The sequence below is a fragment of the Sorangium sp. So ce887 genome (assembly GCF_051521455.1).
GTDB lineage: Bacteria > Myxococcota_A > Polyangia > Polyangiales > Polyangiaceae > Sorangium.
In genome coordinates this window covers 8,208,856-8,229,187 of sequence record NZ_CP150354.1, presented here as the reverse complement: position 1 = coordinate 8,229,187, position 20,332 = coordinate 8,208,856, and the positions used below count along the sequence as shown (strand labels likewise).

Genomic DNA, 20,332 nt, shown 5'->3' with positions numbered 1-20,332 from the left:
GTCGACCGCCTCGCCGCCTTCACCTCCTTTTCGCTTGAGCTCGCGTGGAGGGCTTCCTAGCGTGATGCCGCTCCATGAAGTCCCGTAAAGCCATGGGCGCGGCGCCGGGGGCAACGACACCGCCCTCCGAGGCTCTCCTCTCTCCGGCGCGCGGCGTGACGGGCGCGGCGGGGCGTTCGCCCGCGGCGCCGGCCGCGTCGCGCGTGTCGCGCGCGCTGGCCGCCTGCGCCGTGGCGCTCGGCCTGTGCGCGGCGGGCTGCGAGCAGGAGAATCCGCCCACGCGGCTCGTGGGGCAGGTGCACCTGACGCTGCTCCACACGTCGGACATCCACTCGCGGCTCTTCCCGTACAACCTGCAGCTCGGCCAGGTGGACGCGGGGCTCGGCCTCGGCGAGGCGACCTCCATCGCCAACGTCGGCGGCGCCGCGCGCATGTCCCATATCATCGGCCGCGAGCGCGCGCGGTCGTCGCGCGCGCTGCACCTCGATGGCGGCGACTGCTTCCAGGGGGCGCCGATCTTCAACTTCTACTCGGGCGAGGCGGAGATCCGCACCCTCGGCGCGATGGGCGTCGACGCCATGATCGTCGCCAACCACGAATTCGACCGCGGCGCGCTGAACCTCGGCATCCAGCTCCAGCAGAATGCCGGCTTCCCCATCCTCGCGGCGAACTACCTCCTCGAGGACCCCGCGCAGCCCGGCGCCTCCCCGCTCGGCGCGATCCTGCAGCCGTTCACGGTCTTCGATCTCGAGGGCCTCCGCGTGGGCGTCATCGGGATGGGCAACCTCTCCAGCCTGACGTCGATCTTCGAGGCGCCGAACCGGCTCGGCGTCACCCCGTTGAACACCACCGAGGTCGCGCAGTTCTACGTCGATCTGCTCCGCCCCACGGTGGACGTCATCGTCTTCGTCACCCACCTCGGGCTCGACGTCGACGAGCGGATGATCGAGACGACGACGGGCATCGACGTCGTGCTCGGCGGGCACAACCACATCGTGCTCCAGCCGCCGAAGCGCGTCCGCGACTGCTCGCGGTACTACGACGAGGAGAAGCAGAGCCATTACATCCTCCTGAACGACGAGCGTTCCCCGGAGGAGGGCGAGAAGCGCCGGCGCTACTGCGCGCCGCGCGACGTGGTCCTCGCGCACTCCGGCGCCTTCGCGAAGTTCGTCGGACGCCTCGACCTCGTGCTGTCCAAGGACGCCTCGGAGCTCGGCAAAGACCACGACCCGCTGAACGGCTTCGAGGTGATCTCGAACCGCTACGAGCTCTTCCCGGTGACCGAGAGCGTGCCCGCCGATCCGATCGTCGCCTCGGTGCTCGAGCCGTACGCGCAGGGGCTCGACGCGCTCGCCAACCTCGATCTCCTGGTCGGCTACGCGCTCGACGGCTCGCGCCGCTTCTCGACGAGCGGCGGCGACTCGCCGCTCGGCAACATGATCGCCGCAGCGATGTGGCTGCGCCTCGGCATCCAGACCGACTTCTCGCTCACCAACACGACGGGCATCCGCGCCGACCTCGTGCCCGGACCGGTGACGGTCGAGCAGATGTTCAACATCTTCCCCTTCGACAACTCGATCTCGAAGATGCAGCTCTCCGGGCTCGAGGTGCAGGACCTCTTCGACTTCGTGGCGCGCCGATCGAGCGGCCGCGGGTGCGTGTCGCAGGCGCAGATCGCGGGCGCGCGGGTCGTCATCGACTGCGCCGGGCGCGCCTCCGAGGGCGCCGCGCCCGGCGTCGCGACCCACGTCTATATCGGCGCTCACGACCCGCCGATCGCGTGCCCGGACGGCGACGCCGACTGCCCGGGGGGCCTCTCGGGCAGCTGCGACGTCGAGGCCGGCCGGTGCTGGCAGCCGATCGATCCGATCTCCACCTACGAGCTCGCGACGTCGAACTACCTCGCCCAGGGCGGCAGCGGGTTCCGCGTGCTCCAGCGCAACACCACCCAGTTCGACACCCAGGTGCAGCAGCGCGACGCGCTGATCGACTACATCCGCGCCGGCCGCCCGTGCGGCGCGGACGACCGCGGCGAGCTCGCGTCGTGCCAGCGGGACGCCGACTGCGCGGGCGTGGGCGAGGGCTACGTCTGCGCGTGCCCCGAGTCGGTCGTCGAGGGGGCGGTGTGCGCGACCGGCGACGCGCCGTGCGCCCAGGGCGCGTGCGTGCTCGCGCGCTGCCGCGACGACGTCGCCGCCTACCAGCGCGACGTCTGCGCCGCGGCGCCGACCGCCGAGGTGCGGCGGCAGTGCGAGAGCGCGCTCGCCCCGTGCAGCGCCGCCGGCGAGCAGTGCAAGTACCTGCCGTGCGTCGACCGGCGGCTCGGCAACTTCTCCGACGGCCGCCTGCGGATGGTGGGCCAGTGACGCCGCGGGCGCGGCTCCGGGCGGCCCTCCTGGCCGCGGCGCTCGCCGGGTGCGGCAGCGACGCCGGACCGCCCCGGGGCGTCTCGAGCTTCTGGGTCCAGGTCGTTCAAGTGAACGGCGAGGCGCCGCCTCCCGCCGACGCGCCCTTGCCGGCCAACCGCGGCGACGCGGTCGACGCCTGGGCGTTCCGGGTCGAGGCGCGCGATCCCGCCGGTCGCCGGGCGCCCTTCGACGGCATGGTCCGGCTCAGCGTCGAGCCCGGGGCCGTCGTCGACGTCGAGGCCGACGAGGAGGGGCTCGCGGTCGGCCGCAACCTCCGTCTGCGCGACGGGGTGGCGGAGGGCGTCGTCCACGTGACGGCCGTCTACGGGCCCACCCGGCTCTGGGTCGAGGACGTCGGCTACCGGCCCGCGCCCCGGGACGGCCAGCCCGCGTGCGCGAACGGCGCCAACGACGACGCGCCGGGCGACGTGCTCATCGACTTCCCCGCCGACCCCGGGTGCGCGTTCGCCGACGACGACACCGAGGAGGGCGGCACCTTCAGCGCGGGCGCCTCGAAGCCCGTCGCCTACGCCCTGCCGCGCATCGCCGATATCCAGGGGGGCGGCTCGGCGACGCCCTACGCGTTCGAGGGGATCGAGGTCAACACCGCTGCTCCCCAGCGGGTCGTCGTCACGCGCGTCGCGAGCGATGGCTTCTACGTCACCGACCTCGGGGGCCAGGACGGCGGGTACAACCACCTCTTCGCGTACAACTTCAACACCCCCGCCAACATGCGTGTCTGCGATCGGCTCGAGTACCTCGCGGGCACCGTGAACGAGTTCTTCGGCTTCACCGAGCTCTCGTTCCCTTCCTACGAGATCGCGCCCTTCGAGGAAGGGGCGGAGTGCCAGGTCCCGGAGCCGAGGGGGCTCGACGCGCGGACGATCGCCGACGCCTCGGCCATGGAGCGCCTCGAGAGCGGGCTCGTGCGCGTCGAGGGGTTCCACATCAGCGAGAACTTCGGCCCGAAGCCCGCGAGGAACAACGTCTTCGGCCCGGAGCAGTCGAGCTGCGATCTCAACGGCGACGGCCAGGTCGATTTCGAGAGCCCGGCCGAGGGGAGCTGCGGGAACGCGTGCTCGCGCGACCCCGAGTGCAGCGAGTGGACGAGCTACTCCGCGCGCGGGAACTACAAGGTCACGGACGGGTCGAGCATGATCCAGATCCAGACGGGCACGGTGAGCGCCTTCGATCCGACGTCCCACCGGGGCGAGGTGCTCGACGCCGTGACGGGCACGCTCCGGAACTTCTCGGGCGGCTCGCTGAACTGGACGATCGAGGCCCGCTGTCCGGACGATCTCGTCTGCGAGGCGCCCGGCTGCGCGCCCGCCGCGAAGCCCTCGAACGAGGCCTGCGTGCGGCGGCGCAGCCTCAACGACAACGACGCGGAGACCAACTAGCCACCACCTTTCTTCGCCGCGGCCGCGCCGCGCCCGCCGGATCCCCCTGGCCCAAGGAAGCCCACCGCCCGCCATGCACCGAAGCGCGCTCCTCGCCCCTGCTGTCTCCGCGGCCCTGCTGGTCACCCTCGCGCCGCCGGCGCTGGGCCAGCCCCAGCCGGTCCCCGGCCAGGCCGCGCCGGCGCCCGCTGCGCCCGTCGAGACCCCCATCGCGCCGGCGCCTGCGCCGCCGGCTCAGGCTCCCGCCGCGCCGACCCCGGAGCCCGCCGCGGCGGCCCCGGCCCCCGCCGCGGCGGCTCCGGCCCCCGCCGCGCTGGCCCCGACCGCGCTGCCCGCGCCGGCGCAGGCCCCCGCCCCGACCGCGCTGCCGCGGCACGAGCGCCGCGTCGCGGCCGAGGAGCCGCCCGTCCGGGTGGGGGACGCCATGGACACGCGCCTCACCTGGACGCTCGGCGACGACGACCTGCTCCACGACACGGGCCAGGCGCAGCCGCTCTCGCTGAACCTGAGCATCGGCGATCGCAAGCAGTACCGGCTCTTCTTCGACAACCTCAACTCCCGCTTCAGCGGGCGCGAGAACCTGACGCACCTCGCGCTCTACAAGAAGATGCCTGGGTTCATCGAGCGGCTGGACACCGAGGCTTCGCTCGTCCTGCGCATCGACATCGCGTCGCTGTCCAGGAACAACAACAACGTCAATCAGGCGTTCTACGACGCCGGCTCGTTCATCCGCGCCTTCTATCACACGGACGGCAAGGCCGACGGCAAGACCGGCCTCGGCATCACGCTCTGGCCCCTCGACACCGACCGCTTTCGCCTCGGCTACCTCTACGACATCTCGTGGGGCGGCACGAACGGATCGATCAACCAGTCGATGTTCCCGCGCATCATCGGCACCGCGCCAGGCGCGAAGGTCCAGTTCGACGCCGAGCGGTTCAGCGTCTTCGCCGGGTTCAAGGTCGCGAGCCTCACCCAGCTCCAGCGGGTGCTCACCCCCGGCACGAGCGAGGTCGAGCAGATCAGCGTCGCGCAGACGAACTACGGCTTTCTCCTCGGCGGCGGCGCCGATCTCCACCCGTACGTGCACGCCGACCTCGGCGCCGGCTACTTCCAGCAGGGGAGGTTCGAGTTGCCCGACGTCGCGGGCGAGCCGGTCTATACGTACGGCGCCTCGGCCCGCGTCGTCGCGCACACGAAGGGCGAGCCCATCCCGCAGTCGGTCGACTTCCTCCTCTACCGCAACGACCCGAACCGTCCGCATATCATCTTCAAGCCCGAGGCGTACACGCCGGGCAAGACGACATGGGCGGTGAGCCTCGAAGCGTCGAACCTCTACCAGAACCTCAAGGACTTCGAGTCCACCGGTGTGACCACCCTCCAGCCGGCCCGCACGGGCGCCCTCCAGGCGGTCCTCAAGTCGGGGTACGCGCGCGCGAGCGTCACCGGCATCTACCGCGATCTGCCGTTCGTGCTGCGCAACCAGCCGAGCTTCATCCCCTTCCAGACCATCCCGGAGACCGGCGGCGCCTGGACGGGGGACGAGCTCTTCTTCGCGCTGGCGGCCGACTACTACATCGCGTCGGCGCGGCTCACCCCCGGCATCGGCGCGGGGCTCCAGTTCCCCGCCACGTTCAAGACGACCTCGCTCGACGTCTTCAGCGCGCCGATCGCGCGCACCGTGGTCGTGCGCGAGCAGGGCAACCTGTCGATCCTGCCCTACAACCGGTCCGCCGTGCCCATCTTCCAGGCCCGCGCGAGCCTCAAGTGGGATATCAGCCGGATCCTCTCCGCGATCGCGTGGGTCCAGTACGTGCGCGACAACAACGGCACCTTCATGGAGCGCGACCCCTCCGAGGGCACCGTCGCGCTGCGCACCTTCCTGAACCCCGACTTCCTCGGCGGCGGCATGAGCGCCCAGGCCCGCTTCTGATCCGGGGCACGCCGCGCCCGCCTCTCCGAGCTCCGGCGCTCGCCGCGCCGCTGCCCTCGCGCCGCCGCCGGCCCGCCGCCCGCGCTCACCGCGGCTGGAACCCCTTGAACGCCGCCACCGCCCGCTGCGTGCTGCTCACGGTCTCGACGATGCGGAAGCCCCCGCGGACGTAGAACCCCTCGAAGTGCAGCACGCTCTCCCCCTCGGCCGGCTCGATCTCCCAGTAACGCGAGCGATCCTTCGACGTGCCGAGGACGGCGATGCGCCGCCACCCCGCGGGGATCCTGCCCGTCCATTCCGGTCCGCGCTTCTCCGTCAGCTCGAAGTCGTCGCGGCTGTGCTTCACCCGGAAGCTCGCGTCCGGGCCTGATCCGATGCGCGCGTCGAGCGTCCCGCCGGGCGGCCCCTTCGCGTCCTGGTCCTGCCGCCGCGGCCCGCGCTTGCTCACCCGGTAGCCCGCCACCGCGTGCGGATCGAGGTAGTAGGTGCCGCCCTCCTTGCTCGCGCGCAGCCGCCCCGCGTAGATCGCCTGGCGCACCGCGCTCTCCGAGATGCCGAGCTGCTGCGCGGCCTCCGGCACGGTCATCGTGTACCGCGTCCGCGGCGTGGCCACCGCCGACTCGGGCGGCAGCCGCTTGCGCGCCAGGCAGTCGAGCATCACGTGGAACGCCGGATCGCGGTACACCTCCGCCGTCGCGACGCTCCGCCCCGCCACGGCGGTCCTGTCCAGCAGCGGGTTCTCCGGACCGAGGACGAGATCGGCCAGCTCGGCCTCGGACACCGACGGATCCCGGGCCGCCGCCAGCACCCGGGACAAGAAGGTGCCGAGCTCGCCGGTCGGCGTCGCGAACTCGACCGTCTCGCCGGACAGCAGCGTGTATTGCGTCTTCATCTCGCCTCTTCGCAGCTCGTCGTGTGCGCTCGCCAGCACCGCGCGCCGCACGCGTGCCCGGGGCCACGCGTGCCCGATCCGTCCACGAGGCGGACGAAGTCCCTCGCGCGCCGGAGCGGGCGCGCGCAGGCGGATCTCACCCCCCGGGGACGCCGCGCCGGCAGCGCCCGCCCCCAGGGACAGGACCACCCGCACGCCGCCCCCGTCGGGCACGCGTTCAGCGCCGCAGCTACGGATTACTGTATGCCCGTTCAGTTAGTTCCGTCTAGTGCCTTCGCGCGCCGGTAGGACAAAGGTCGTCCGCCTCCGGTCCGCCACCGCGTCCGCAACTATCTGAAACCCATCATTTATTCTGTGCGCTTAGAACGCAGGTAACCCGCGGAAAAATCGTCGGAGGCTCGCGAGGCAGGACGGATCCGGCCGCTGACGCCGGCGCAGCACCCGGGTTGGGCGGGGCGCTGTTCAGTGCCGTGTGCGGCGTCGTCGGTTCAGGTGGCGGGCTTCTGCCGCGTCTCGGCGAGGGCCTCGATGGTGTCGGGGTCGTGGTCGCGGATGCAGTCGACCCCGTTGCGCTCGAACTGGACCGCCGCGGCCAGCGCGGTCCGGCTGCGCTCGCGGTCCATGGCCCACGCCGCGTGGCGCACGAGCAGGGCGAGCTGCAGCGCCCGGCCCAGGGTGATCGCGACCCGGCGGGCGCCCGCCTCGAGGCCGGGGCGGTCCTTGGCGGCCATCTCCTTGATCCACGCGCGGGCGTGGGACACCGCGCGCGACGCGGCCGTCTCGGCCTCGGCGAGCTTCGGCTCGACCACGCCGGTGAGGAGGCGCGCCACCTCGGCCGCGAGGACGTCGAGCGAGCCGTCCTTCTGGATCACCCGCAGCGCGTCGAGGGCGAGCACGTTCGTCGTGCCCTCCCAGATCGTGAGGACCTGCGCGTCCCGCAGCAGGCGCGGCAGCCCCGTGTCCTCGACGTAGCCGGCCCCGCCGAACGCCTCGAGCACCTCGCTCAGCACCGACACCGCCTGCTTCGCGGTCGTGAGCTTCGCGAGCGGGATCATCAGCCGCAGGAGCTTCGCCTCCGACTCGGTGAGCGAGCCCGTCTCCTCGCGCCCGAGCAGCTCGATCGCGCGGAAGGTGATGTGGAAGGCGCCCTCGAACTCGGCCTGGAGCTCGGCGAGGGTGTCCATGTGCAGCGGCTTCTCCGCCAGCGTCGTGCCGAACTGGACGCGGCTCTGGGCGTAGGAGCGCGCCAGCGAAAGCCCCCGCCGCATCCCCGCGATGGCGCCGATCGCGTTCCAGGTGCGCGTGACATTGAGCATGGGCGCGATCGCCCGGACGCCGTTCGTGAGGCCCGCGACCGGCGTCGCGAGGACGCCGTCGAGCGTGAGCTCGGCGGTCGGGACCTTGCGGGTGCCGAGCTTGTCCTTCAACCGGTTGAGCAGCACGCCCTCGCGGCGCCCCGCCTCGCCCGCGAGCTCGACGTAGAACAGCGCGAGCCCGCGGCTGCCCTCCGGGTTGCCCTCGGGGCGCGCGAGCGCGAGCGCCATCTCGGACGTGGCGGCCGAGGCGAACCACTTCGTCCCGTGGAGCCGGTAGGCCCCGTCCGGCCCGGGCCGCGCCACCGTCTCGCTCCGCCCCACGTCCGAGCCGCCGGTGCGCTCGGTCATCCACTGCCCCGACGTCCAGGCGAGCGCCGGGTCGCGGCTCGTCAGGCGGGGCACCGCGCGGTCGATGAGCGCGCGGTTCTCGCTCGCGAGGAGCGCCCGCGCGGCGCCGTCGGTCATCGCGAGCGGGCACGTGTACACGTCGCTCGACGCGTCGAAGAGGTACGCGAGCGCGAACTGGTGGACACGGGAGAGCGCGCCGTGCGCCCGCTCGTACGCCGTCGCGACGACCCCGTGCTCGCACGCGATCCGCGCCGCCTCCTTCCAGAGCTGCGTCACCTCGATCTGGTCGACGCGCTTGCCCCAGGCGTCCCACGACGTGAGCTTCGGCTCGTTCGGGCGATCGGCGAGCTGCAGGCGGTAGAGGCGGCCGCCCGCGAGCTCGCCCATCTCCCGCAGCGAGGGCGTGATCGACGCGGCCACCTCGCGCGGCAGCACCCGCGCGAGGTAGGACCGCAGCACGCGGTCATCGTCGTACTGGTTCCCGAGTGATGGGGGGTCTTGATAGAAAGCCACCGGCCGACTCCTGGGTTGGTGCGCCGCAGCCCGAACCGTCCGACGCGGACGCGTCGGATCCGGTTCCGCGCGCCCATGCGGGCAGGCGCGGCGACTCGCAGCCTCATCGACTCGAAGCTACTGAACACGTCCCATCCGGTTCAACAGGAAGCCGAGCGACGCGTCGCGGTGACGCAGCGGACGGTGAACCCCGGCTGTCAATTTCGGCGCGCCGGCCGGTTTCTGTGCGCTGTTCGGGTGCCGTGTCGCACGGAAAGAAGCCCAAGTCGCTCTTTGTGGGGTTCTTGACTTCTCCGATGCACCAATGCATATGGCTGCCGGTGAAGCTCTCGAACAAGGGTCGCTACGGTGTGCGCGCATTGTTCGATATCGCGTTCCACAACGACGGGCGGCCGACGCAGATCCGCGAGATCTCGGAGCGGGAGCTCATCCCGGCCCGGTTCCTGGAGCAGATTTTCCAGGATCTGAAGAGGGCCGGGCTCATCAGCTCGAAGCGGGGCCCGCGCGGGGGCTACCACCTGGCGCGGCCGGCGAACGAGATCAGCCTGGGCGACGTCGTCCGCGCCCTGGAGGGGCCGGTCGCGGTGCTCGTGCCGGACGACGACGGCAGCCCGGAGAGCTCGCCGCTCGATCCGCCCACGGCCGTGTTCCTCGATCTGGCCCTCGCGATCGAGCGCTGCTTCGACTCGGTGTCGATCGCCGACGTCTGCGAGCGCGGAGTCGAGCTCGGCGTGCGCCGCAAGGGGCGGCCCGAGCGGTCGACCTACGTGATCTGAGCTGACAGCCATGAGAAGCCCCGACCGAGCCGACCTGTCCCCCGGCGTCCCCCGCGCACCCGCGGCGGGGGACGCCGAGCTGCCCCCGCTGCCCTCGCACCCGCGCGTCGTCGACAGCGTGCTCGACCTCGTGGGCGACACGCCGCTCTTCGAGATCTGCCGCGTCGACGCGGCGACGCCCCGGGGGCGCGTCTTCGGGAAGGCCGAGCAGTACAACCCGGGCGGCTCGCTGAAGGACCGGATCTGCCTCGCGATGATCGAGGGCGCCGAGGCGCGCGGGCGGCTCGGCGCGGGCGCGGGCGGCGTGGTCATCGAGCCGACGTCGGGGAACACCGGGATAGGGCTCGCGATCGTGTGCGCGGCCAAGGGGTACCGGTGCATCCTGACGATGCCGGCGAGCATGAGCCTGGAGCGGCGCCAGCTGCTCGAGGCCTACGGCGCCGAGGTCGTGCTGACGGAGCCCGAGCTGCAGATGGAGGGCGCGATCGAGCGGGCGCGCGCGCTCGCGGCCGAGATCCCGGGGGCGGTCATCCTCAGCCAGTTCGACAACCCCGACAACCCGCGCGTCCACGCGGAGACGACCGCGCGGGAGATCCTGCACGCGATGGCCGGCCTCGACGGGCCCGGGCGGTCCGGCCCGCGGCAGTCGCTGGCGATCGACGCGTTCGTGGCCGGCGTGGGGACGGGCGGCTCGGTGAGCGGCGTCGGGCGCGTGCTCAAGCGGCTGCGCCCCGCGACGCGCGTCATCGCGGTCGAGCCCGAGTCGTGCGCGACGATCTCGCGCGGCGAGCGCGGGCCCACGAAGATCCAGGGGCTCGCGGCCGGGTTCGTCCCGGCGAACTACGATCCGGGCGTGGTGGACGAGGTGCGCACGGTCAGCGATCGCGCCGCGTACGAGACGAAGGCGGCGCTCGCCCGGCAGGAGGGGCTGCTCGTCGGCATCAGCGCCGGCGCCGCGGTGCGGGTGGCGCTCGACGTCGCCCGCGAGCTCGGCCCCGACGCCAATGTCGTGACGGTCCTCTGCGACACAGGCGAGCGGTACTTCAGCCTGGACGAGTATTTCCGATGAGCGGCGGCGACGGCGAGGCGATCCGCGGGTGCGTGCTCCTCGTCGGGGCGGGGGGCATCGCCGCGCCCGCCGCGCTCGCGCTCGCGGCGGGGGGCGTGCGGGAGCTCCGGGTGGTCGACGACGACCAGGTCGATCTCACCAACCTGCACCGGCAGATCCTGTTCGACGCCGACGACGTCGGCCGCCCGAAGCTCGACGCCTTCGCCGAGGCGCTGCGCCGCCGCTTCCCGGGGCTCCGGGTCGACCGCCGGCACGGCCGCTTCGCGCCGAGCGCGGCGGCGGGCCTGCTGCCGGGCGTCTCGGTCGTCGTCGACGCGACCGACAACTTCGCGTCGCGGTTCCTGATCGCCGACGTGTGCCGCCTCACGAGGACGCCGGTGGTGCACGCGGCGGCGATCCGCTGGTGCACGACGGTGATGGCGGTCGCGGCGGAGGGGGGGCCTTGCTACCGCTGCCTGTTCGAGGATCTGCCGACCGGGGACGCGCCGGACTGCGCCACGGCCGGCGTGGCGGGCCCCGTGTGCGGCGTGGCCGGCGCGCTCGCGGCGGACCGGGCGCTCGCGATCCTCCTGGGCGACACGTCGGTCTACGGCCGGATCGCGACCTACGACGGCCTCTCGGACACCCTGCGGAGCGTCCCTGTCGCCGCGCGCCCCAGCTGCGCCCTGTGCGGCGAGCGCGCCGACATCGCGACCATCGACGCGTCTCGCTACGTGATCTCGTGTGGTGCAGAACGAGGGGACCGCGAGAGCGGCTCCCCGACCCACGTTGAAACGGACCGCGAGAGCGGCTCCCCGACCCACGTTGAAACGGACCGCGAGAGCGGCTCCCCGACCCACGTTGAAACGGACCGCGAGAGCGGCTCCCCGACCCACGCTGAAACGGACCGCGGAAGCGGCTCCCCGACCCACCTCAACACTGGAGACCAAGACCATGGCTGACACCGCGACCGTCCGCATCCCGACCCCGCTCCGCACCCTCACCGGCGGGCAGGACGAGGTCAAAGCCGCCGGCGGCACCGTCGGCGAGCTGATCGAGAACCTCGAGAAGAGCTACCCGGGCATCCGCGACCGCCTCCTCGACGAGAAGGGGGTGCGGCGCTTCGTGAACATCTTCGTGGGCGACGAGGACATCCGCTTCCTCGACGGGCTGAAGACGCCCGTGAAGGGCGGCGATCAGATCGCGATCGTGCCCGCGATCGCCGGGGGCTGAGGTGGACGACCCGCGCTATCTCCGCCAGGTGCTGCTCGCGGAGATCGGTCCAGAGGGACAGGCGAGGCTCGGGGCGGCGACGGCGCGCGTGCTCGGCGGCAGCGGCGGCGCGCCGCCGCTCGCGCACGAGGTGGCGGAGCGCTACGCGCGCGGCGCCGGCTTCGGCGCGCTCGCGGAGGGCGCGATCGACGTCGCCGCGCTCGCGCCCGCGGAGCTCGTCGCGTCGCCCGCCGCGCGGGCGGTGCTCGCCGGGGCGCGGGCGGCCCTCGCCGAGATGCGGGCCGCGCTCGGCCGGGGCGTCGCCGGGGCGGGGCAGGGGAGCGCGCCGGAGGGCGGGCTGCCGGAGGGCGGGCCGTCATGAGGCGCTCCCTCGCCCGCTCGATCCGGCTCGGGTCGGTCGTCGACGCCGTGGGCGACACGCCGCTCGTGCGCCTCTCGCGCATCGGCCGCGAGACGCCGTCGGTCGAGGTGTACGCCAAGCTCGAGTTCACGAACCCCGGCGGCTCGGTGAAGGACCGCGCCGCGCTGCGGATGATGAGCCGCGCGGCCGAAGAGGGTCGCCTGACCAGCCAGAAGACGCTCATCGACTCGACGAGCGGCAACACCGGCGTCGCCTACTCCATCTTCGGCGCGGCGATGGGCTTCAAGGTGGCGCTCGTCATGCCGTCGAACGTGTCCAAGGCGCGCAAGGACATCGCGCGCGCGTTCGGCACGGAGCTCATCTTCAGCGACCCGATGGAGGGCTCCGACGGCGCGATCCGTCACGTGCGCGCGCTGGTCGAGAAGGACCCCGAGAAGTACTTCTACCCGGACCAGTACTCGAACGAGGACAACCCGCTCGCCCACTACCACGGCACCGCGCGGGAGATCCTCGAGGCGGTCGGCGACCGGATCACGCACTTCGTGGCCGGGGTCGGCACGAGCGGCACCATCGTCGGGACGAGCCGCCGGCTCCGGGAGCACCACCGGCCGATCCGCTGCATCGCGGTCGAGCCCGCGGACGCGCTCCACGGGCTGGAGGGGCTCAAGCACCTGCCGAGCTCGCTGGTGCCCGCCATCCACGACGCGGGCGCGTACCACGAGACGATGCGCATCATGACGGAGGACGGCTGGGACATGTCCGACCGCCTCGCCCGCGAGGAGGCGCTGCACGTGGGGCACTCGGGCGGCGCGGCGATCTTCGCGGCCTTCGAGGTGGCGAAGCGCCTGCACCGCGAACAGCAGGGAGGGTGCGTTGTGGCGATTGTCCCGGACCGGGGCGACCGCTATTTTGCGCCAATGAAATGGGAGAAGCGTTACCTATGGTGATGTCACCTCACCCGTGGACCGCCGGCGGGGTCGTCCTGAAGGCGGGCGTCCTGAAGGCGGTCGAGGACGAGGCGCTCGCCGGCTACGCGCGCGACGAGGAGGCCTGCGGGTACCTGAAGGGGCCCGCGGGCGAGTCGTTGCTCTGCGACGAGCACGTCCGGATGGACAACATCGCGAACAAGCTCCACGCCGTCGATCCGGAGCGGTACTTCCGGACGGCGCGGACGTTCTTCGACTTCAACGGGAAGCGCTTCTCCGATGCCGTCGAGAAGGGGGCCGCGGAGGGACGCCCGGTGAAGGTGCTGTACCACTCGCACCTCGATGCCGGCGCCTACTTCAGCCCGACGGACGCCGCCATGATGAGCGGCGGCGAGCCGCCGGCCGAGGAGGGGGCCCAGATCGTGATGGGGCCCGGGCCGGCGTTCCCGCTCGCGTTCCTCGTCACAAGCGTGCGCGGCGGCTCCGGCGACGGGGGCCCGGAAGGGAAGCCCCGGATCGCCGAGCACCGCCTCTTCGTCTGGGACGGCGCCGCGTTCGTCGCGTCGACGTTCACCGTCGTCGATTGAGCTCATCGCGCCGGGGCGCGTCCGCCGTCCTCGCGCTGCCCGCACCCGCTTGCAGGGATCGACTCCCGAGGCCCAGCGAGGCTGATTCTGTAGTTGTCACTTGATCATCGAAGGAGTTGCCTAAATGTCAGGTTTTGTTGTCTGGTTCACCGGTTTGAGCGGCGCAGGCAAGAGCACGCTCGCGGCGATGCTCTCGGCCGAGCTCCGCGCCCGCTCCGTCCACGTGGAGGTGCTCGACGGCGACGAGGTGCGCACGAACCTCTCGAAGGGCCTCGGGTTCTCGAAGGAGGACCGCGATACGAACATCCGGCGGATCGGATACGTGGCGAAGCTCATCGCCCGGTCGGGCGCGTGCGCGATGACGGCCGCCATCAGCCCGTACAAGGCGATCCGTGACGAGCAGCGGGCCCAGATCCCGCAGTTCGTCGAGGTGTACTGCTCCTGTGCGATCCCCGTGCTCGCCGAGCGCGACGCGAAGGGGCTCTACAAGAAGGCGCTCGCGGGCGAGATCAAGAACTTCACGGGGATCGACGACCCGTACGAGGCGCCCGAGAGCCCCGAGGTGGTCGTCTACACCGACAAGGAGACCAAGGAGGAGAGCCTCGCCAAGATCCTCGCCAAGCTCGAGGAGGTCGGCTACGTCCCGCGCCGCGGCGCCGCGGTCGCGGTGTCCGGCGCTGCTGCCGCGGGGGCGGCGGCGGGCGGCGGCCGCGGGCTCATCGCGCCGCACGGCGGCGAGCTCGTGAACCGGTGGGTCGAGGGCGCGGAGAAGGCGTCGCTCGCCGAGCGGGCGAAGGGCTTGCCGGTCATCGAGCTCGACGAGCGGACCGAGAGCGACGTCGAGATGATCGCGGTCGGCGCGTTCTCGCCGCTGCGCGGCTTCATGAACTCGAAGGACTACCTGCGCGTGGTGCGCGAGATGCGGCTCGAGAGCGGCCTGCCGTGGTCGATGCCGATCACGCTCGCCGTCTCGGAGCAGGCGGCGGAGGGGCTCCGCGTGGGCTCCGAGGCCGCGCTCCGCGCGCGCGACGGCCGCATCGTGGCGGTCATCGAGCTGAGCGACAAGTGGCGGCCGAACAAGGAGATCGAGGCGCAGGAGGTGTTCCGGACGACCGAGACGAAGCACCCGGGCGTCGCCTACCTGATGAGCACGGGCGCCGTGTACGTCGGCGGCGAGATCCGCGTGCTGGAGCGGCCGGTCGAGTCGCCGTTCCCGTCGTACGATCGGGGCCCGGCGGTGACGCGGGCGTACTTCGCCGAGAAGGGGTGGCGCCGCATCGTCGGGTTCCAGACGCGGAACCCGATCCACCGGGCGCACGAGTTCATCACCAAGACGGCGCTGGAGAGCTGCGACGCGCTGATGATCCATCCGCTGGTCGGCGCGACAAAGTCGGACGACATCCCGGCGGACGTCCGGATGCGCTGCTACGAGGAGCTCATCGCGAAGTACTATGTGAAGGACCGCGTGCTCCTCTCGATCTACCCGGCGGCGATGCGCTACGCGGGCCCGCGCGAGGCGATCTTCCACGCGCTCGCGCGCAAGAACTACGGCTGCTCCCACTTCATCGTGGGGCGCGATCACGCCGGCGTCGGCAGCTACTACGGCACGTACGACGCGCAGGAGATCTTCAATGTCTTCAGCCCCGGCGAGCTCGGCATCGCCACGCTCAACTTCGAGAACGCGTTCTACTCGACGGTGGTCGGAGCGATGGCCACCGCGAAGACGGCGCCGGGCGACGCGTCGACGCAGGTCAATCTGTCCGGGACGAAGGTGCGCGAGCTGCTCCAGCGCGGCGAGCTGCCGCCGCCCGAGTTCTCCCGTCCGGAGGTCGCGCGCATCCTCATCGAGGCGATGCGCAGCTCGTCGTAGCCCTGGAGCCGTGATGGCGGCGGCGCGCGGCCTCGTCGAGCGGGGCCGCCGCGCGGCCGCCGGCGCCGCGCGCGGCGCGGCCCTCGCGCTCCTGACCGCGCTCGCCGGCCTCTCCGCGGGGGCGCCGGCGCGCGCGGACCTCAGCGACGATGCCGCGCGCGTCGCGCGGGTGTGGTCGCTCTCGGGCGCGCGCGTCGCGCGCCTTCCCCCCTTCTTCATCGAGCATGGCCGCGTCAGGGTGGTGGCGGTGGATCCGCCGCCGGCCGGCGTGGCCGGCGTGGCCGGCGCGAGCGGCGCGGCCGGCGCGGCTGGACCGAAGGCCGAGGAGTGCCTCACCGTCGTGTTCCTCGCGCCGCGCACCGTCGAGTTCACGCTGGAGCCGGACTCTTTCGCGGGCGAGCCCTCCGCCCTGGAGGGCCTCGTGCACCGGCTGCGGGGCCCGGATCCCGAGGACGAGCGACGCATCCACAGCGTCGCCGGGGCCGCGGCGATCCTCCGGTGCGGGGCCGCGCGCGAGGGGCTGCGCCGCGTGGCGGTCGAGGTGCTCTCGACGCGAGGCGCCTTCGATGTCGTGGTCGCGGCGTCGAGCGGGCCGCCGGAGCGCCTCGAGTCCATCCTGCCCGAGCGGGTCTCCGGGCCCATCGCGCCGCGCGGCGACCCGGGGCGGCCGGCCGAGCCTGGGCCGCTCGACGCCCGGGTCGCGCGCGCCGCGCGCCGCGCGCGCGCGGAGGGGGCGCCGCGCGTCGCGCCGATCGACATGCGCGCCTCGTCGGTCGGGACCGGACAGTTCTCGGTCAAGCTCAGCGAGGGCTGTCACCGGCTCGATCTGATGGCCGAGGTCCCGGGCGTCGCGGTGCGCCGCGCGACCGACCTGGACGCCGAGGCGCGCGAGGCGGGCACGGGGAGGCTGCTCGGTCGCGACCGTTCCGACGCGCCCGACACGCGGCTCGACTTCTGTCTCGGGGAGCCCGGGGTCGTCGAGGTGCCGTTCCTCGGGGCGGCGGGCCCGGTGAAGGTCGTGCTGTCCGACGCGCAGTGGCCCATGCCCTCGCACGTGCCGGGGTATTTCGGCGCGCGCGCCCGGGGCAACCTGGCCTTCGCGCTGCAGCGCCGCCGCGCGCCCGCGCCGCGCGCGCAGGCGATCGTCGAGGCCGTCGGCGCGCAGGGCGACACGCTCGTCCCCGTCCAGGTCGAGCCGGGCCGCTGCTACTTCGCGGCGGCGGCGCTGGTCCGGGGCGAGATGCGCGCGCTCCGGATCTCGGTCGAGCTGGGCGATCGGGCCGCGCGCGACGACGCGGGCGAGCACGGCGAGGGCGCCGGCGTGGCCTTCTGCTCCGAGATCGAGGAGAGCGCCGCCGTCCGCGTGTCCGCGCGCGGCGGCTCGCCGGTCTGGGTCCTCTCGGTCTGGCCCATGGACTGACGCCGGCTCACCCCTCCGTGCGGGGGCGTCTCGGGCGGCGCGAGGTGATCGGCTCCGGCGTGGGCCTGGTCACGGCGCCCGACTGGGCCCGCTCCGGCAGGAGCTGGCGGAGCTGCCACGCCTGCAGGAACGCGCGTCGCTCCGCGTCGCGGAGCGCGTGCTGGTGCTGGCCCATCATGAACGCCGGCACGACCAGCATGAACAGGGTGGTCAGCGTCAGCGCCGTGATCGTCGGGACCTTCGAGTGCTCGACGGCCTGGGGAAGGATGACCATCGCGCCGCCCGTGAACTCGTACGAGCGGGGCAGGATGCCCGAGTACTCGATCCACGCGGCGGCCAGCACCGCGAGGCAGCCGGTGACGACGACGGCGACGCGGTAGGCCGTCCGGTACGTGAACGAGTTGCCGTACGTGAAGATCACGAGGAGCATCGGCATGAAGAGCAGCGGGCCGAAGCCGCGCGCGATGAACAGGAAGCTGAGCACGTTGAAGACGAACCCGGCGTAGGCGTACCACTCCGCGGACCGGCGGTGGACGAGGCGCGCCGCGATGAACTTCATCAGCGCTGCCAGGGCCGTGAAGCCCAGGATGAAGCCGAAGACCTGCCACTCGCGGATGCCCAGCCACACCGCGGCCACGAGCGTCGCGATCGCCGTCGCGAGCAGCTCGGCGCGGATGCCCGCGTGCAGCTGCAGCCGGTGCCGCGTCGCCGCGGTCGCGTCCAGCTCGGCGAGCACCTCCTGCGGCATCTCGCGCGGCGGCTCGGTCAGGATGCGCCGGAGCGTCTCCAGGGCGCGCTCGTTGGAGGGATCGAGGGCGAGCGCCTGGCCGACCTCGCTGAGCAGCGCCTTGCGGGCGCTCTCGGCCTCCCTCCCGCCGGCGAGCGCCATCGCCACCTTCTCTTCGGCCAGGCCCGCGTGCCGCGCCGCGAGGCCGCGGCGGAGCTCCACGTCCTTGTCGCCGTCGAGGAACCGCTCGACCGCCTCGTAGAGCGAGCGCGCGGTCGGGTACCGCTCGGACGGCTCGCGCCGGGTCGCCCGCACGCAGATGGCATCGAGCTCCGGGGGCACCTCGCGCTCGGGCGCGCGCACCGACGCCCGCGCGTCGGCCCCGTGGATGAGCGAGTCGAGCATCTCGCCGCGATCCTTCTTCGGGTGGAGCGGCTTGAGCGTGAGCAGCTCGAAGAGGATGGCCCCGAGCGAGTACACGTCGCTGCGCACGTCGAGCGTGTCGACGCACCCCTGCGCCTGCTCCGGCGACATGTACCCGAGGGTCCCGAGCACGTCGCCGGGGATGGTCCTCGTGCTCATGGGATCTTCCCCCATGTCGATCGTCTGGTGCGGCGAATCGATGAGCTTCGCGACGCCCCAGTCGAGCAGGTACACCTCGCCGAAGTCGCCGAGCATGATGTTGGCGGGCTTGAGGTCGCGGTGGAGCACGCCGCGCGAGTGCGCGAAGTCCACGGCGATGCAGATGGACGAGAACGCGGTGAGCAGCTTGCGGCGCGAGAAGCTCTGCAGCGCCGTCGCGTCGCCCTCGCGGAGCTCGTTCAGGATCCTCGCCAGCGTGAGGCCCCGGAGGCGCTTCATCGTGAAGTACGCCGAGCCCTTGGCGTCCAGGCCGAGGTCGTAGACGGGCACGATCGAGGGGTGCTCGAGCTGGCCCTGGACCCGGGCCTCGCGGAGGAACCGGTGGCGGAGCGTCGTGTCGCCCTGGTGCTCCGCGCGGATGACCTTCATGGCCACGTCGCGGCCGATGCGGCGGTCCCTGCAGAAGTGGACCTCCCCCATCCCGCCGACGCCGAGGAGCGAGCGCACCTCGTAGCGGGGACCGTCGCTCGTGAGATCCGAGAGCTCCGCCCGGGCGCGGCCGGGGTTCACGGGCGTGGGGCTCTGGCCGTGCGAATCCCCGCCCTTTCCGCGAGATTTTCGCATCTCGGGGAGCTGCTCGAGCGTCTCGAAGTCGTCGTCGAACAGAGCCATGGCCTTCGGGAAGCCAGGCTGAGTCGCGCCATGCCAGCAAAACCCCACACCGGCAGGGCTCCGCGTGGCGACCCCCGGACCTCCTTGACGGACGGCCGCGAGCAGCGCTGCGGAATGCTGGGCTTCCTTGCCGAGAGGATCTCGTATCGGGGGGTGATGTCAACGGGATGCTGCGTCCGTCGAAGACAGCGGACGAGCGATGCAGCGTCGCACACCACGCGCGCCGCTGCGGTGAAGGCGCGCGACTCGCGCAAATGAAGGTCGATGTCGGAAACCCGCGCACGGCGCCGCGGCGGCATCCGCGTCATGTGTGGGGAGCATCACGACGCAAGCGATCGGCGCTGAGGCGCCGGCGAAGGCCCGGCGCGCTCGATGCGCTCAACGCGCGCTCGATGCGCTCAACGTCCGAGGAGCGCGAGCAGCGTCTTCTTGTTCGTGAGGCCGATGTGCCGCCCCAGAGGCTCGCCGTTCTGGAAGGCGACCACGGTCGGTAGACCCCGGATCCCGAAGCGCTTCGCGGCCGCGGGCGACGCGTCGACGTCGAGCTTGACCACCTTGACCTGGCCCGCTGTCTCCGCCGCGATCTCATCGACGATCGGCGCGAGCCGCTTGCAGGGGGCGCACCAGGACGCGGAGAAGTCCACGAGCACCGGTGTGTCCGTCTCCAGGACCTCTCGCGCGAAATTCAGGTCGTTGACTTCAATGACGTTGCTGCTGCCCATGGCGCTGTCCTTTCAGTTCTTCTCGGAAGCGAGCGCCCCTGGCCGCGCGCGCCGGCTCGACGCCGGCCTGGTCGCGACAGCGACGCTCGCATGAACTGTTATAGGCACGGTTTCAGTTTCTGCCAGGGGGAGGGGAGACCGCCGCGCGGGCCGATCAGCGGGCCTTGACCGGCGCCGGCGCAGGGCGGCCGAGGTGCTGCGCCCGGAGCGCGATGTCCGCGACGGTCCTCTGCGAGAGGCCGCGCAGCAGCCCTTCGTTGGCCGCGTCCGCGACCTCGTCGAACGCCCGCTGGATCCCCGCCCCGATCGGGCACTTCGCGTCCGGTTCGCACGGGCTCGGCGCGATGGCGCCCTCCGGCTCCACGGCGGCGTACACCTCGCTCAGCCGGATCCGCTTCGCCGGCCTCGCCAGGCGATAGCCGCCCGCGCGGCCCTCCCGCGCCTCGATGAGCCCGGCCTGCGACAGGCGCGCGAGGATGCGCCGCAGGAACGCCGGGTTCGTGTTGATGCTCGCCGACAGCTCGTCGCTCGCGCAGCTCTCACCGGTCTGCGCGAGCAGCGCCAGGGCGTGCGTGGCGATGGCGAAGCGACCCGACGACAT

The 20,332-nt window shown here is 72.5% G+C and carries 17 protein-coding genes; 12 read left to right on the top strand and 5 right to left on the bottom strand.

Going from position 1 to position 20,332, the window contains the following annotated elements:
- Positions 1–74 precede the first annotated feature (74 nt).
- From WMF36_RS30545 to WMF36_RS30535, 3 genes are all read left to right on the top strand, one after another.
- Positions 75–2,366 (top strand): bifunctional metallophosphatase/5'-nucleotidase, encoded by a 2,292-nt coding sequence (locus tag WMF36_RS30545; RefSeq protein WP_437574290.1) that lies wholly within the window; start codon positions 75–77, stop codon positions 2,364–2,366.
- The gene (locus WMF36_RS30540) at positions 2,363–3,808 is read left to right on the top strand and encodes a hypothetical protein (protein ID WP_437574289.1); all 1,446 of its coding nucleotides are present in this window, start codon (positions 2,363–2,365) and stop codon (positions 3,806–3,808) included. Before WMF36_RS30545 ends, WMF36_RS30540 begins: the two co-directional genes overlap by 4 nt.
- A 73-nt stretch (positions 3,809–3,881) precedes the next feature.
- Complete coding sequence (locus WMF36_RS30535; protein WP_437574288.1) at positions 3,882–5,738, top strand: hypothetical protein; 1,857 nt, start codon at positions 3,882–3,884, stop codon at positions 5,736–5,738.
- Between the two features lie 85 nt (positions 5,739–5,823).
- Here WMF36_RS30535 and WMF36_RS30530 read toward each other — a convergent pair whose 3' ends face one another.
- Positions 5,824–6,630 carry a helix-turn-helix domain-containing protein gene (locus WMF36_RS30530; RefSeq protein WP_437574287.1) on the bottom strand — a complete coding sequence of 269 codons (807 nt, stop codon included), beginning with the start codon at positions 6,628–6,630 and terminating at the stop codon, positions 5,824–5,826.
- A gap of 488 nt (positions 6,631–7,118) precedes the next feature.
- Entirely contained in the window at positions 7,119–8,807 is a 1,689-nt protein-coding gene (locus tag WMF36_RS30525) for an acyl-CoA dehydrogenase family protein (RefSeq protein WP_437574286.1), read from the bottom strand.
- A gap of 296 nt (positions 8,808–9,103) precedes the next feature.
- Between WMF36_RS30525 and WMF36_RS30520 the strand changes: the two genes are divergently transcribed.
- The 9 genes from WMF36_RS30520 (at position 9,104) to WMF36_RS30480 (ending at position 17,028) form a co-directional block, all read left to right on the top strand.
- Complete coding sequence (locus WMF36_RS30520) at positions 9,104–9,583, top strand: RrF2 family transcriptional regulator (RefSeq protein WP_437574285.1); 480 nt, start codon at positions 9,104–9,106, stop codon at positions 9,581–9,583.
- A 10-nt stretch (positions 9,584–9,593) separates the two neighbouring features.
- On the top strand, positions 9,594–10,652 hold the full coding sequence (gene cysK / locus WMF36_RS30515) for a cysteine synthase A (RefSeq protein WP_437574284.1): 1,059 nt from the start codon (positions 9,594–9,596) through the stop codon (positions 10,650–10,652).
- Positions 10,649–11,593: a HesA/MoeB/ThiF family protein gene (locus tag WMF36_RS30510; RefSeq protein WP_437574283.1), complete on the top strand. Its 945-nt coding sequence runs from the start codon at positions 10,649–10,651 to the stop codon at positions 11,591–11,593. Before cysK ends, WMF36_RS30510 begins: the two co-directional genes overlap by 4 nt.
- Positions 11,586–11,864, top strand: coding sequence for a MoaD/ThiS family protein (locus WMF36_RS30505; protein WP_061612430.1), 279 nt, complete (start codon positions 11,586–11,588; stop codon positions 11,862–11,864). Before WMF36_RS30510 ends, WMF36_RS30505 begins: the two co-directional genes overlap by 8 nt.
- A 1-nt stretch (position 11,865) precedes the next feature.
- Entirely contained in the window at positions 11,866–12,225 is a 360-nt protein-coding gene (locus WMF36_RS30500) for a hypothetical protein (protein ID WP_437574282.1), read from the top strand.
- Positions 12,222–13,172 carry a PLP-dependent cysteine synthase family protein gene (locus tag WMF36_RS30495; RefSeq protein WP_437574281.1) on the top strand — a complete coding sequence of 317 codons (951 nt, stop codon included), beginning with the start codon at positions 12,222–12,224 and terminating at the stop codon, positions 13,170–13,172. Before WMF36_RS30500 ends, WMF36_RS30495 begins: the two co-directional genes overlap by 4 nt.
- Entirely contained in the window at positions 13,166–13,738 is a 573-nt protein-coding gene (locus tag WMF36_RS30490) for a Mov34/MPN/PAD-1 family protein (protein ID WP_437478315.1), read from the top strand. The genes WMF36_RS30495 and WMF36_RS30490 overlap by 7 nt, the downstream gene beginning before the upstream one ends.
- 124 nt (positions 13,739–13,862) lie before the next feature.
- A complete protein-coding gene (gene sat, locus WMF36_RS30485) occupies positions 13,863–15,608 on the top strand; it encodes a sulfate adenylyltransferase (RefSeq protein ID WP_437478312.1) in 1,746 nt (581 codons plus the stop codon).
- A gap of 13 nt (positions 15,609–15,621) precedes the next feature.
- Positions 15,622–17,028 (top strand): hypothetical protein, encoded by a 1,407-nt coding sequence (locus tag WMF36_RS30480; protein WP_437574280.1) that lies wholly within the window; start codon positions 15,622–15,624, stop codon positions 17,026–17,028.
- A 7-nt stretch (positions 17,029–17,035) separates the two neighbouring features.
- Here the strand turns inward: WMF36_RS30480 and WMF36_RS30475 are convergent, their stop codons facing one another.
- The 3 genes from WMF36_RS30475 to WMF36_RS30465 form a co-directional block, all read right to left on the bottom strand.
- The gene (locus WMF36_RS30475) at positions 17,036–19,009 is read right to left on the bottom strand and encodes a serine/threonine protein kinase (protein ID WP_437574279.1); all 1,974 of its coding nucleotides are present in this window, start codon (positions 19,007–19,009) and stop codon (positions 17,036–17,038) included.
- 398 nt (positions 19,010–19,407) lie between these two features.
- Positions 19,408–19,731 (bottom strand): thioredoxin, encoded by a 324-nt coding sequence (trxA, locus tag WMF36_RS30470; protein WP_437478304.1) that lies wholly within the window; start codon positions 19,729–19,731, stop codon positions 19,408–19,410.
- Positions 19,732–19,885: 154 nt separating this feature from the next.
- A complete protein-coding gene (locus tag WMF36_RS30465; RefSeq protein WP_437574278.1) occupies positions 19,886–20,332 on the bottom strand; it encodes an Rrf2 family transcriptional regulator in 447 nt (148 codons plus the stop codon).